13 protein-coding genes and 1 other RNA gene are annotated in these 12,029 nt (G+C 69.2%); 10 read left to right on the forward strand and 4 right to left on the reverse strand.

Annotated elements, in window-relative coordinates; genetic code table 11:
* Positions 1-110: 110 nt before the first annotated feature.
* The 5 genes from JO379_RS13100 to JO379_RS33235 all read left to right on the forward strand — a co-directional run bounded on the left by JO379_RS13100 (position 111) and on the right by JO379_RS33235 (position 3,731).
* Entirely contained in the window at positions 111-935 is an 825-nt protein-coding gene (locus JO379_RS13100; protein ID WP_245381451.1) for a helix-turn-helix domain-containing protein, read from the forward strand.
* The gene (locus JO379_RS13105; protein ID WP_209515046.1) at positions 932-1,132 is read left to right on the forward strand and encodes a DUF397 domain-containing protein; all 201 of its coding nucleotides are present in this window, start codon (positions 932-934) and stop codon (positions 1,130-1,132) included. The genes JO379_RS13100 and JO379_RS13105 overlap by 4 nt, the downstream gene beginning before the upstream one ends.
* A 509-nt stretch (positions 1,133-1,641) precedes the next feature.
* Positions 1,642-2,538 (forward strand): helix-turn-helix domain-containing protein, encoded by an 897-nt coding sequence (locus tag JO379_RS13110; protein ID WP_165451540.1) that lies wholly within the window; start codon positions 1,642-1,644, stop codon positions 2,536-2,538.
* Positions 2,539-2,675: 137 nt separating this feature from the next.
* Entirely contained in the window at positions 2,676-3,053 is a 378-nt protein-coding gene (locus JO379_RS13115) for a hypothetical protein (protein ID WP_130878104.1), read from the forward strand.
* Between the two features lie 480 nt (positions 3,054-3,533).
* Complete coding sequence (locus JO379_RS33235) at positions 3,534-3,731, forward strand: DUF397 domain-containing protein (RefSeq protein WP_207303912.1); 198 nt, start codon at positions 3,534-3,536, stop codon at positions 3,729-3,731.
* On the opposite strand, the gene JO379_RS13125 is transcribed toward JO379_RS33235, so the two are convergent.
* The gene (locus JO379_RS13125; RefSeq protein WP_209515048.1) at positions 3,728-4,693 is read right to left on the reverse strand and encodes a LysR family transcriptional regulator; all 966 of its coding nucleotides are present in this window, start codon (positions 4,691-4,693) and stop codon (positions 3,728-3,730) included. The two genes, JO379_RS33235 and JO379_RS13125, sit on opposite strands and share 4 nt — an antisense overlap.
* 83 nt (positions 4,694-4,776) lie before the next feature.
* Here JO379_RS13125 and JO379_RS13130 point away from each other — a divergent pair, with 83 nt between their 5' ends.
* On the forward strand, positions 4,777-4,947 hold the full coding sequence (locus JO379_RS13130) for a hypothetical protein (protein ID WP_165451541.1): 171 nt from the start codon (positions 4,777-4,779) through the stop codon (positions 4,945-4,947).
* Positions 4,948-5,000: 53 nt separating this feature from the next.
* Positions 5,001-5,702 (forward strand): antibiotic biosynthesis monooxygenase, encoded by a 702-nt coding sequence (locus JO379_RS13135; protein WP_165451542.1) that lies wholly within the window; start codon positions 5,001-5,003, stop codon positions 5,700-5,702.
* A 47-nt stretch (positions 5,703-5,749) separates the two neighbouring features.
* Here JO379_RS13135 and JO379_RS13140 read toward each other — a convergent pair whose 3' ends face one another.
* Positions 5,750-6,895 (reverse strand): hypothetical protein, encoded by a 1,146-nt coding sequence (locus JO379_RS13140; protein ID WP_209515050.1) that lies wholly within the window; start codon positions 6,893-6,895, stop codon positions 5,750-5,752.
* A 315-nt stretch (positions 6,896-7,210) separates the two neighbouring features.
* Between JO379_RS13140 and JO379_RS13145 the strand changes: the two genes are divergently transcribed.
* From JO379_RS13145 to JO379_RS13155, 3 genes are all read left to right on the forward strand, one after another.
* Complete coding sequence (locus tag JO379_RS13145; protein ID WP_245381452.1) at positions 7,211-8,329, forward strand: NAD-dependent epimerase/dehydratase family protein; 1,119 nt, start codon at positions 7,211-7,213, stop codon at positions 8,327-8,329.
* On the forward strand, positions 8,323-9,630 hold the full coding sequence (locus JO379_RS13150) for a DegT/DnrJ/EryC1/StrS family aminotransferase (RefSeq protein ID WP_130878108.1): 1,308 nt from the start codon (positions 8,323-8,325) through the stop codon (positions 9,628-9,630). Before JO379_RS13145 ends, JO379_RS13150 begins: the two co-directional genes overlap by 7 nt.
* Positions 9,631-9,749: 119 nt before the next feature.
* Positions 9,750-10,961, forward strand: a complete 1,212-nt coding sequence (locus JO379_RS13155) for an MFS transporter (protein ID WP_130878109.1) — start codon at positions 9,750-9,752, stop codon at positions 10,959-10,961.
* Positions 10,962-11,030: 69 nt separating this feature from the next.
* On the opposite strand, the gene ssrA is transcribed toward JO379_RS13155, so the two are convergent.
* Together ssrA and smpB are read right to left on the reverse strand one after the other, a co-directional pair.
* Positions 11,031-11,400: a transfer-messenger RNA gene (gene ssrA, locus JO379_RS13160) on the reverse strand.
* Positions 11,401-11,513: 113 nt separating this feature from the next.
* A complete protein-coding gene (gene smpB / locus JO379_RS13165; protein ID WP_130878110.1) occupies positions 11,514-12,020 on the reverse strand; it encodes an SsrA-binding protein SmpB in 507 nt (168 codons plus the stop codon).
* Between the last annotated feature and the right edge of the window lie 9 nt (positions 12,021-12,029).

Below are 12,029 nucleotides of genomic sequence, written 5' to 3' on the forward strand. Positions count from 1 at the left end.
CACAACGGTCGCAGCGGGTAACTAGGGTGGACCAGTGCGTCAGCCCGTACAGATTTTTTGTACGGGTCCCGCACCGGTCATTTGCACCCATGGGTGGGGAGTTGGTCTCCATGCAGACCCGGAAGAACGCCAAGAAGCAGTCCACGTCCATGCAGCTCATCGGCGCTCAACTCGCGCTGTTCCGCACGAACGCGGGCTTCACTCAGCGCAGGCTTGCCGATCGTCTGTGCGTGCACGAAGAGACGATCGCTTCGATCGAGCAGGGAAGGCGGCCCCTCCTCCCCGACATGGCGGAACAGTTGGATCGAATCCTGAAGACGGGCGGCGCACTGGCGGTAGGCGTGGAGTACGTGTCCGCGCGGGAGAGGTACCCCGTCTGGGCCGAGGAGTTCATGGCGTACGAGAAGGAGGCGATCTCCCACTACTCATACGAGAACCAGGTCATTCCTGGCTTGCTCCAAACCGAGGACTACACCCGCGCCACCTTCCGCACGACAACCCCTTCGCTCAGCGAGGAGGAGATCGAACTTCGCGTCGCGGCTCGGATCGAACGACAAGAGCTGCTACATCGCAAGGTGCCCGTCACTTTCAGCTTCATCCTCTCCGAGGACGTGCTGCACTGCCGCCTCGGCGGCTCCAAGGTCATGCACGAGCAGATCCGCCATCTGCGAATCTCCACCGACTTGCCGGGCGTCTCCATCCAGGTCATGCCGCTCGCCTACAACTCCCACGCCGGCCTCTCCGGCCCCTTTGTCTTGCTCGAAACACCCAGCCACCAGCAGCTCGCCTATGTGGAAGCACAGCTCGGGGGGCGCCTCTTTTCCGAGCCGGACGACGTCAGTGTCCTCACTCGGAAATATGGAATGCTGCGTACACAGGCTCTCAACTCCAAGGAGACCCAGGGCCTGTTGGACCGGCTGCTAGGAGAGACATGACCAGCGCACAGCTCAGCCACAACCTTGCGTGGTTCAGGTCTAGTTACAGCACCGAGCAGGGTGGAAACTGCGTCGAAGTTGCAGCCCTCCCCACCACCATCCACGTCCGTGACTCCAAGGTCCCCGACGGCCCCCGTCTGGCCCTCTCCCCCGAGGCCTGGTCGGCCTTCACGGCCTTCGCCCGTACCGCCGACTAGGTACCGTATGGGCCAACCGGCCTACCCACCGCACGCCGAGTGGAGTAGTCGGCGGTCCCCCGGAGGTACGGACCCACCAGCAGCCCCGCCGGAGGCGAGTCACACCGCGTGAGCCCCCGGGCGCGAGACACGCCCCAGTGCACCCGGTCCGCTCCTGCCAGTGAATCGCAAGGCGACAACACAGGCAGCGGCGACGCAGCCCTACGGCACAAGAGTGGCTCTGGCCTGCGGTTTTTAGCCCATTAGCATGATCTTGAAGCGTGCCCGTGAAGGCTCATTCGGCATGAGGCAATAGATCAACATCTTGCCTGGGAGTGCCCTTCCTGCCAACCCGCAGCCAACCGGTGCGCAATCTGCCAGCTGGCAAATCGCGCGGGCGAGGTGCCACCTCCCCGACAGGACCTTCCGCGTGGCGTCCGAGCCACTTGCCGGAGGGCTGACAACGACCACACACTGATTTCGTCAGGGCAGTCTCTGATTGCCTGTCCTGCGGGGAAGGACCAGCGATCGTGGCTACTCCGGGCGCCGTGGTACAGCGGCGGCAACTGCGAACCGAGCTCAAGAAGGCCCGCACCAAAGCCGGACTCACCCAGCTGGAAGTGGCTGCCCGGATGGACTGGAGCCCCTCCAAGCTGATCAGGATCGAAGCCGGTCAGGTGGGGGTCTCCACCAACGACCTACGGGCGCTGCTCCACGAGTACGGGATCGTCGACCAGCAGCGTCTGGACTACTTCCTGGAGCTGGCCCGCGCCAGCCGGAAGATGCCGTACCGGGAGTACCGAGGGCTGCTCCCCAAGCCCTACATGGACCTGCTGTCGTACGAGGTGGCCGCAAGCATCGTCCGGTCCTTCGAGCCCTTGGTGATCCCCGGCCTGCTGCAGATCGAGGAGTACACGCGGGCGACGAGTCTGGCCTTCGCACCGCACATCACAGGGGAGCGAATGGATCGTGCTGTCGAAGCCAGACTCCAGCGACAGGAGTTGCTGGAGAGCGAACACCGCCCCGAGTTCTTCTTCATCATCGACGAGGCAGCGATCCATCGTTGGACCGGTGGCCCGGGAGTAATGAAGAGTCAACTGCTCCACCTCAAGGAGATGGCGACCCGCCCCGGCATCTCCATCCAGATCGTCCCCTTCAGCGTCGGCGCCCACGTCGGCCTGCAAGGCTCCTTCGTCCTTCTCGAATTCAACGGAGAGATGGACGACATCCTCTATCTGGAGAAGACGTCCGGGGATTCCGTCTTCAGTGACGACACCGAAGCGACCAGCCGCTACCTGGAAACATTCTGGGCGCTGGAAGCGCAGGCCCCTCGGGAAGACCTACCCCGTTTGATCGACCGGGCGATCGAAGGAATGAACGGAGTCCCGGAGGCCCGGCCCTCGGTGGAAGTGAGCGTAGAGGCGTAGGAGAGGCCGTCTCCCATGCCTACAGCAGTAGGTTGATTCGGAGCGATTCGTGAACAGCATAGTCAGCCCTGCCGTGCCCGGCTTCACGCGCGGCGGAGCAGCACATCTACGGGGATGTACAAACGAGTTGCGGAACCATGGCCGGCCGTAGCGAGCGGCCGAGCCCCCGCCGACGCCAGATACCCGACGACTCGTCCAGCGCCTGGGACATCATCGTCATCGTCCTGCGGGAGATCGTGACGGACTCCCGCAGGACACGGAACCTGATCCTGCTCGTCATCAGCGTGCTGTTGAGCGCCGGAGCGTTGGTGACCGTGGCCCTTCTGCTGATACCGAATCCCTCGGCCTGGCTGACGGTGGCCGGGTGCTGCGCGGGCACCACCGCCGTCGCGGCAGCCAGTCGCCGACGTCAGCCGCGCGCTTCCCGCAGATCGTCGCTCACCGGGTCGAGCCCGCGCGGCGTGGAGCCGGCGAGCCCGTCGAACGAGGGCGAGCCAAGCGATACACCCAGCTGAGCAGGGGCGGCGCCATCCACCCTGCCGCGACAACCACCGCCCCGGAGGCCAGTACGTGCACCAGCACGGACCCTCCGGTGGCGGCCGCGATCAAGGCTCCGAAGCCCGTCGCGGCAATGCCGGCAGCCAGTAGGTACACGTACCACAAGGCTCGCCTGGCGCCTCGAGACGGACCGGCCGAGGTCGAGTTCCCCATGACGTCTCCTCTGCCACACACAGTCGGGGCCGGGCCTAACTCAGATTAGGCGATGGACCGCACCGCCGGAACGGTACGCGGCCGTACAAACAGCGTGTACGGCCCCGGTGCGTACAGTCCGCAGCACATACGAGCAAATGGCGAATTTCTCAGATATTTAATTGTATTCCGGCCCACCCTTCCCTGATCACCAATTACTTGCCAATCTGATGGGATAGCAGGGGAGCCGGGCCGCGCCCTCCCCGGTCAGCAATCAATCACGGCCGAGCGGGAGGGAGACTCGCGTGGGCGACCAGATTTTTCGGCCACTTTGGCGCAGGAGCACCTTCAGTCAAGGTGTCGATGGGAACTGCGTAGAGATCGCTTTCGTCCACCGCGAAGTGTGGGTGCGCGATTCGAATGCCCCCGATCGGCCTGCGCTTTCATTCACCCACCGCCCATGGCAGGAATTCCTCGCCCGCCTGGTGTCGCCGACGGGCTAATCCGTCCCCATCAGCGCCGCGTCACCCGGCGGCAGCCACCCCGCCCCGCCCGGACGTTCCAGCCACCCCCGTGACGCGGCCAGCCCACTCGCCGCCGCCCGGAGCGCGTCCAGTCCCGGATGCCGCAGGCCTTTCCGCCACACCATCGCCACCGGCGAAAGCGGCACCGGGTCGACCAGCGGTCGCAGCACCATGCCCGGCACGTCGATGAATTCGACGCTCGCCAGCACCGACCACCCCCGCTTCCGGATGACGCGGATGAACTCCTCGTCCCCCTCGATTTCCGGGAAGGGCTCCGCGACGCGAATTCCCCGCCCCTCGAAGAGCCTTTCCGCGAGGTCGGTCCACTCCGCCGTCATCGGGTTTCCGGCAGCCGCGTAGAGGGTCTCACCCGCCAGCTGGCCACATGGCACCTCCCGCAGCTCCGCCAGCCGGTGGTCCTCCGGCAGGAGTACGGCCATCGGCTCGTACCGCACGGGCTGGTGGTCGAGCCGGGCCCGTACCGCCGGGTCGAGGCCGGCCACGCGGCCGAAGGAGACGTCCAGGCGGCCGGCGACGATCTCCCCCGCCGCGCCCGTCAGGCCGCTGAGGTACCGGGCGATCAGCTCCTGCTCGGGGGCGGCCTCCCGGGCCGCCGTCAGCACCTGGGACGGGACGCCGACGCTGGCGCCGACGTCGACGAGCAGCGGCCGTTCCTCCCGTACGCAGGCGGCCGCCAGCTCGTCGTGCGCGGCGAGGACCGCCCGCGCGTACGGCAGCAGCCGGGTGCCCTCCGCCGTGAGGGTCACCTGCCGGGTGGTGCGCGCGAACAGCTCGCCGCCCACCCGTTGTTCCAGTCGCCGGATGTCCCGGCTCAGTGCCTGCTGGGCCACGTACAGCCGCGCCGCCGCCCGGGTGAAGTGCAGTTCGTCGGCGACGGCGACGAACGCGCGCAGCAGTCGGGGTTCCATGTCATGAGGCATCGGCGCAGTTAACAACACAGACGCGTCAATGGCCACTGATCAGGTGTTGGACCCCGCCATCGCCCTCCGGCGAGGGTGGGGACATGCCGAACAGCCCGCACCCGAACTCCTCCCCCTTCTTCGCCGTCAGCGGCGGCACCCTGATCGCCATGGCCCGCCCCGCCACGGGCCCGGTGTTCGGCCGCAACACGCCGCGCCGCCGTCCTGGCCGACTCGCCCGACTGCTTAACCACCTTGACCTCAAGCGTGGTTGATGTTCGACGCTGAGCGGACCTGCCAGCGATCACCGCAAGGAGTCCGACCACGCATGTCCACCACCCCGCGCCTCGAACTGCCCCACGTCGGCCGCCCCGACGCCGGCACCCACCTCGTCAGTGAATGGGTCGTCGGCAGCGCCGAGGGCTCCCGCACCGCCGCCGACATGGCTCTCGCGGAGTGGTCGGACAACATGGGCCGGGGCCCCGGCGGAGACGCCGACGGGTCCCTCGCCCTGCACATCTTCCTCAACACCGACGGCAGCAGCCTTCTCCACTACTCCCAGTGGACCAGCGACGAGGCCCATCTCGCCTGGGCCCGCGCCCGCCGCGACGGCATGATCGGCAAACTCGACGAGGCCGTCCCCGGCATCGAGCGCCCGGGGCTGCACCGCACCCACGTCTACCGGAGCATCACGGGGGACACGTCCCTCACACCGCGCCTGATCGTCCTCGCCACCGTCGACGCGACCACCCCCGAGCGGCAGCGCTCATGGGCCGACACCGTCGTCGCCGCCCAGCAGGAGACTCCGATCCCCGGGCTGATCGCCGCCCACTTCCACCTCACCAAGGACGGCACCCGCGTCCTGAAGTACTCCGAGTGGCCCGACGTCGCCGCCCACGAGGCGGCCCTTCCCGTCCTGGCCGCCTCCCCCGCCTGGGGCAGGGTCCTGGAGCACAGCGGGACCCGGCACCTGGGCTTCAAGCGGTACGAGCTCTACGGTTCCGTGACGCGCGAAGGCGCTGCCCGCTAAACGCCGGACGGGCTGGGATCAACCCGATCGACCCGCCCGGCAGGGCACTAGGCGCGGGCCCGGACCCGCCTGAAGATCACCACGCCCGCCGCTGCCGCCACGGCCGCCCCGCCCGTGCCCGCGCCGACGAGAAGCACCGTGCGGTCGGGGCCGTCGTCCGGGGACTTGGGAGCGGATCCGGCGACCACGAGGTGACCGGTCCTCTTCACCCGGCCGTGGTGGCTGACGACGGTGACGGGGTAGCGGCCGGATTCCAGGTCGGTCCGGACGCGGGCCGGGCCGTAGTAGCGCGGGTCGTCGCCGTCGCCCGCCTTGCTGTCGTCGCGCTTCAAGCGCACCGCACGCTCGAACGCCGGGGAGGTCGCGGTCAGCCGGCCCTCCTCGCCCGGATCGGGTGACTCGTCGCTCCACAGCACATTGACCGAGCCACCGGCCGCGATCTTCGCCCCGGAGCTGCGGGCGTCCTCCGGCCGGTCCTCGTCGGAGAAGAAGGCGGGGCCGCGCGCCTTGCCCACGTAGTCGCTGTCACCGGGCCGGGCGGCCCGGACCACGAGGTCCTTGTTCTGGAGGGTCCGGCCGTCCGGGCCGGTCAGCTCCACCTTGTACGTGCCGTCCTTCGCGTCGGCCGGCAGCCGTACGAGCGCGGAGAACATCCGGGGGTTGTTCCAGTCGGCGCCCTTCGGGTCGTGGGTCAGCCGGATCGGAGCGGGGAAGGCCGGGGAGCGCACGGTGAAGGCGTCGCCGGTCTCGCCGGGGTAGAGATCGTCGAACCACATCCCCAGCTGCTCGCCCGGCCGCAGTTCGTCGCCCGGTGTGGTCACCTGGAACGTCGGCCGTTCCGAGGCCTTGACCTCCACCTGTTCCCTGGCCACGATCTTGCCGTCCGCCGTGACCTTGAGCGGGTACGTGCCGGGCGGAGTGGACATCTCGACGGCGGGCCGCCCGTGGTGGCCGCCGTCCGAGGGGGCCAGCCGGACCGGCCGGTCGAAGACGGGCGAGGTGACGGTCACGTCCGCGCCCGCCCGCACACCCCGGACGTCGATGTCGATCAGTTCGCCGGGCCGGTTGTCGAACGCGCCGTTGACCAGCAGATTCACCCCGCCGCCCGGCCCGTCGTCGGCCATCGCGAGACCGGCCGTCGGCCACATCAGCCCCGCACCCACCACGGCCACCGCCGCCCGAGTCCACTTCACCGCACACCCCCTGTCGGTCAATGAGGAAGATGGCCGCCCCGGCCCGATGGTTGCCCGGATCCGGCGGATGTTCCCGGGTTTGCGCAGGTGGCCATAGCAAGTCGGGGGTTCCCCTTACGCCCGCGGCCGCCGGAAGGGCAACGCTGCGAATCAGTCATTCTCCGGCAGGCACTTGTGCGCCGCACGGCGCATTGCCTTCCATGGCTTAGGTCATCCGCGACGGGGGCGATGCGGCTCGTTCGGTGCGACCCCGTGCCCGTTCTTCCGTCCATGGCAGCAACAGTGCGACCCGGGAACTACCACGTGGGAGCAGCCTTGAGCCATGCACCAGGTACGTTCAATTCCCTTACCACCAGCACTCTTTCCACCGGCGCTCTTTCCGGCAGCGCCCCTTTCGACAGCACCCTGTACGGGCACGACGAGGTGGCGGTCACCGGCGGCGCCGGCTTCGTCGGCCGTCGTCTCGTCGCGGCCCTGAGCCTCTTGGGCAAGAAGGTCACCGTCGTCGACCACGCCGCCCTCGGCGAGGACATCGCGTCCCTGCCCGGCGTCCGTCACCTGCGGGCGGACCTGCGGGACTACGGCGAGACGCTGCTGGCCCTGCAGGGCGCGGACGTCGTCTTCCACCTGGCGGGGAACGCCAGCGGGACCGTGTCCGTCGAGAACCCCCGTTATGACTTCCACCTCAACGCGCTGGCCACCTGCAACGTCGGCAACGCCGCCCTCGAACTCGGCGTGCGACGGCTGGTCTACCTCTCTTCCGCCATCGTCTACGGCACGCCCCAGCACTCGCCCATCCGCGAGGACCACCCCACGGGACCGTTCCTCCCCTACGGGGCCTCCAAGCTCTCCGGCGAGCTCACGCTGCGCAGCCTGCAGCGGACCTCGGGGCTGCCGGTCGTCATCGGCCGTTCCTTCGTGATCTACGGGCCGGGTGAGGACCCGCGCCGGGCCGGGGGCGAGGTGTCGCAGTTCCTGCGCTGGCAGCTCAACGAACGGCCGATCCCCGTGGTCGGCGACATCGACCGCAAGTCGCGGGACTTCATCCATGTCGACGATCTGTGCCGCGCGCTCATCACGCTCGCCGACCGCGGGGCGGAGGGTGAGATCTACAACCTGGGCACCGGCAGTGACGTCTCCATGCGCGAACTGGCCGACACGGTGGCCGAGGCCACGGGCAGGCCGGCGCTGCTGGAGGCCGACGTCAGCAGCCTGGAGGACAGCTTCGCCCTGGTGGCCGACGTCTCCCGGCTGACCGCACTCCACTTCAAGCCGCAGATCACGCTGCTGGCGGGGCTCAGGGCGCTCGCCGCCGAGCTGGGGCGCTTCCCCGAGCTCCCGTCGGCGAAGGCGGTCTTCCGCCGGGAGCCGCCCGCCAGGAGGCGGCTGAGCGGGGGCCCCGGCGGCCTGGAGAGCAGGGCGGCGGCATGCTAGCGGTGGACGGAGGGGAGCGGGTCATCCCCGAGGGCGCGGTGGCGCCGTGGCCGTACATCCTCGACGAGGACCGCAAGGCCGTGCTCGGCGCCCTGGACCAGGCGACCCCATGGCACTGGCCGATGAAGCCCGTGCAGGAACTCGAAGAGGCCTGGGCGCAGTTCACCGGCATGCCCTACGTGCTCGCCGCCAATTCCGGCACCGCCGCCCTGCACATGGCGATCGCCGCGGCGGGGGTCGAGCCGGGCGACGAGGTGCTCGTACCCGCCGACACGTTTCTCGCCTCGGCGTCGAGCGTGCTCCAGGCCAATGCCATCCCCGTCTTCGTGGACACCGGCATCGAGACGTTCAACATCGACCCCGCCCTGGTCGAGGAGCGGATCACCGGCCGCACCCGCGCGATCATCGCGGTGGACCTCAACGGCCTGCCCGCCGACTACGACGCGCTGCGCCGGATCGCCGACCACCGCGGGCTGGCCCTGATCGAGGACGCCGCCCAGGCACACGGCGCCACCTACCGCGACCGCCCGGTGGGGGCGCTGGGCACCATGAGCGGGGCCAGCCTCAACGGCTCGAAGACCCTGTCGGCGCTCGGCGAGGGCGGGCTGTTCGCCACCCGGGACGAGGAGCAGTACCGGCTCGCGCGCCGGGTCCTGATGTTCGGCGAGGAGCTACCGGGCCAGGGGCGCGACTACAACGCCCGCATCATGGGCTGGAATTACCGGATCGACGTGCTCGCCGCGGCCTTCGCCCGTTCCCAGCTGACCCGGCTGCCGGAGATGTCACGGATCCGGCGGGACAACGGGGCGGCGCTCACCGCGGCGCTCGACGGCATCCCCGGCATCAGGCCGCCGGTGGTGCCCGAGGGCCTCACCCACGTGTACTTCTTCTACCCGCTGCTCGTCGAGCCCGAGGGGCTCGGCCTGGACGACGTCCCGGTGGAGGCCTTCCGGGAGGCCGTGGAGCGGGCGGTGCGCGCGGAAGGGCTCGGCATCATGCGCTGGCAGCCCCAACCCGTGCCCGCCCAGACGCTGTTCCAGGAGCTGCGCGGCTACGGGCGCGGCTGCCCCTGGTCCTGCGGCCACGCCCGCCCGGGGCACGCCTACCGGCCCGAGGAGTACCCGGTGGCCGAGGAGATCTGCCGGCGCCGGCTGGTCCTCGGCCAGAGCTTCAGCTCACTCGGCCCGCCGAATGACCCACGCACCATGCGCACGTTCGCCGACGTGTTCCACAAGGTGCTCGTCGAGGAACGCGCCTCGCTCGTCGCCCTCGCCCGCCGCTGCGCGCGCGAAGCGGAATGAGTCCTCTTTCGCCACCCGTCCGACCCCTACGCCGTCTGACCGTTTTGTGAGGTGTTGAGCAGGACAAGTACAGAGACTGGAGAGTACGCCGGAGACCGAGGAGAGGGACGCGCCGCTTCATGAAGAACACATCGGATGCCCCGGACGGACGGGCCCCGGTCCGGCAGACGCCGGAGCCGGGCCCGCCCGAAACGCCTTCCCGGCTGCGCGCCGCGAGAGCGGCGGTGTCCGCGGTGTTCTTCATCACCGGGGCGGCGTTCGCCACTTGGGCGTCCCGGGTCCCGGCCGTCCAGGACCGGCTCGATCTGTCCGCCGGGCAGCTCGCCGTGGCCCTGGTCGGCCTCAGCGGCGGCGCGTTCCTCGGCCTGCCGCTCGTGGGCGGCCTGGTGGCCAGGTTCGGCAGCCGCCCCGTGCTGTTCACCGGCATGGCCGTCTATCTGGCCGCCCTCGCGGGCCTGGCCGTCACCCCCAGCCTCCCGCTGCTGACCGCGAACCTGGCGCTGTTCGCCTGCGGCAACACCGCCGTCGACGTCGCCATGAACACCCAGGGGGTGATGGTCGAGCGGGCGTACCGCCGGGCCGTCCTGGGCGGCTTCCACGCCATGTTCAGCATCGGCGGCATCGTGGGCGCCGTGGTCGGCAGCCTGGCCGCCTCCGCGGACGTGGGCGTGGGCCGGCACTTCGCGCTCACCGCGGCGGTCCTGTGCGTGCCGATGGCCGTGGCCGCGACGGCCCTGCTGCCCGACCCACGGGAGACCGCCGAGGACCCGGGGCCGCTGTTCGCCCTGCCCACGGCGGGGCTGTGGATCCCGGGGCTCGTGGCCTTCTGCGCCCTGATGGGCGAGGGCGTCATGAACGACTGGGGAGCGGTCTACCTCCACGACGTGACCGGCGCCTCCCCCGGCGCGGCCGGCGCGGGCTTCGCCGTCTTCTCCGCCGGGATGGTCATCGGGCGGCTCTCGGCCGACCGGATCCGGGCCCGCACGGGAACGGTCCGCTTCACCCTCGGGTGCTCGCTCGTCGCCGCCGCCGGGTCGGTGGTCTCGATCTCCGTCGCCAGCCCCGGCGCGGGCTTCGCCGGATACGCGCTCCTCGGGCTCGGCATGGCGGCCGTCATCCCCGTGGTCTTCGGGCACGCGGCCGAGCTCCGGCCGGCCCGGCCCGGCCCGGCGATCGCCGCCGTCTCCGCGGTCGGCTACGTCGGATTCCTGGCGGGCCCGCCCATCATCGGCGGCATCGCCGAGGCCGTGGACCTCCGGGTCGCCATGCTGGTGCTGCTGGTACTGATGGTGTCGATGGCGCTGCTCTCGCTCCGGCTGCGGCGGCCTTGAGGCCCGTGATCGGGCATGGAAAAACCTGAGGCCCGCGACGGTGTCGCGGGCCTCAGGCTCACATGGGATGAGTGGAGATGGCGGGAATCGAACCCGCGTCCAACGGTGCAGAATCAGGGCTTCTCCGTGTGCAGTTCGCTGCGCTTTTCTCGGCCCCGGAGATCACGCGAACAAGTCTCCGACGGGCCCAGCCACTGTTTGATTTCCTTCCAGACCCCGTGACCGGGTCTAGAAGTTTAGTTCCCTAGCTGATGCCAGGATCCGGGTCGGGAACAAGCCCGGGCTGACACTTCGCAAGTCGCTACTTAGGCAGCGAGGGCGAAGGAATCGCGCTTGGTGTTGGCGATTATAGGTTGCGACATATGGTTTACGAGATCATTGCCGCTTCCTCGACACGCTTCCCCTGCTTCGACATCCGCTGTCGAAACCGATCATCCCCATGTTGATTTTTCAAGATGCACACCCGGCACCACCCGGTGGTGTGCGATGCCCATCGTACGTGACCAACGCACGAGGGTGCCAGCGTATTCCCGGGGGCGGGCCCCGGGAGGGCTACAGCGTCTGCTGCTTCGCCCGCTGGCGCCTGCGCGCGGCGGCGATCGCGCGGTTCGACTCCCGCGTGTCCTGCTTCTCGCGCAGCGTCTGCCGCTTGTCGTACTCCTTCTTGCCCTTGGCGAGGGCGATCTCGACCTTGGCCCGGCCCTCCTTGAAGTAGATCGCCAGCGGCACGATCGTGTGGCCCGTCTCCTGCGACTTGGAGTCGAGCTTGTCGATCTCGACGCGGTGCAGGAGCAGCTTGCGCTTGCGGCGCGCGCTGTGATTGGTCCACGTCCCCTGGGTGTACTCGGGGATGTGGGCGTTGTGCAGCCACGCCTCGCCGCCGTCGATCTGCACAAAGCCGTCCACCAGCGAGGACCGGCCCTGGCGGAGCGACTTGACCTCGGTGCCCGTCAGCACCATGCCGCACTCGTAGGTGTCCAGAATGTGGTAATCGTGGCGCGCCTTCTTGTTCTGCGCGACCAGCTTGCGACCTGGGGTCTCTTTCTTCTGCTTAGCCATAGCGCGGTC

It is taken from the genome of Streptomyces syringium, from assembly GCF_017876625.1.
Classification (GTDB): domain Bacteria; phylum Actinomycetota; class Actinomycetes; order Streptomycetales; family Streptomycetaceae; genus Streptomyces; species Streptomyces syringius.

Bases quoted from the DNA above. Each gene is read 5' to 3' on its own strand.
- JO379_RS13100 (WP_245381451.1), top strand. From the start codon at position 111: ATGCAGACCCGGAAGAACGCCAAGAAGCAGTCCACGTCCATGCAGCTC.
- JO379_RS13105 (WP_209515046.1), top strand. From the start codon at position 932: ATGACCAGCGCACAGCTCAGCCACAACCTTGCGTGGTTCAGGTCTAGT.
- JO379_RS13115 (WP_130878104.1), top strand. From the start codon at position 2,676: ATGGCCGGCCGTAGCGAGCGGCCGAGCCCCCGCCGACGCCAGATACCC.
- JO379_RS13125 (WP_209515048.1), bottom strand. From the start codon at position 4,693: ATGCCTCATGACATGGAACCCCGACTGCTGCGCGCGTTCGTCGCCGTC.
- JO379_RS13130 (WP_165451541.1), top strand. From the start codon at position 4,777: ATGCCGAACAGCCCGCACCCGAACTCCTCCCCCTTCTTCGCCGTCAGC.
- JO379_RS13135 (WP_165451542.1), top strand. From the start codon at position 5,001: ATGTCCACCACCCCGCGCCTCGAACTGCCCCACGTCGGCCGCCCCGAC.
- JO379_RS13150 (WP_130878108.1), top strand. From the start codon at position 8,323: ATGCTAGCGGTGGACGGAGGGGAGCGGGTCATCCCCGAGGGCGCGGTG.
- JO379_RS13155 (WP_130878109.1), top strand. From the start codon at position 9,750: ATGAAGAACACATCGGATGCCCCGGACGGACGGGCCCCGGTCCGGCAG.
- smpB (WP_130878110.1), bottom strand. From the start codon at position 12,020: ATGGCTAAGCAGAAGAAAGAGACCCCAGGTCGCAAGCTGGTCGCGCAG.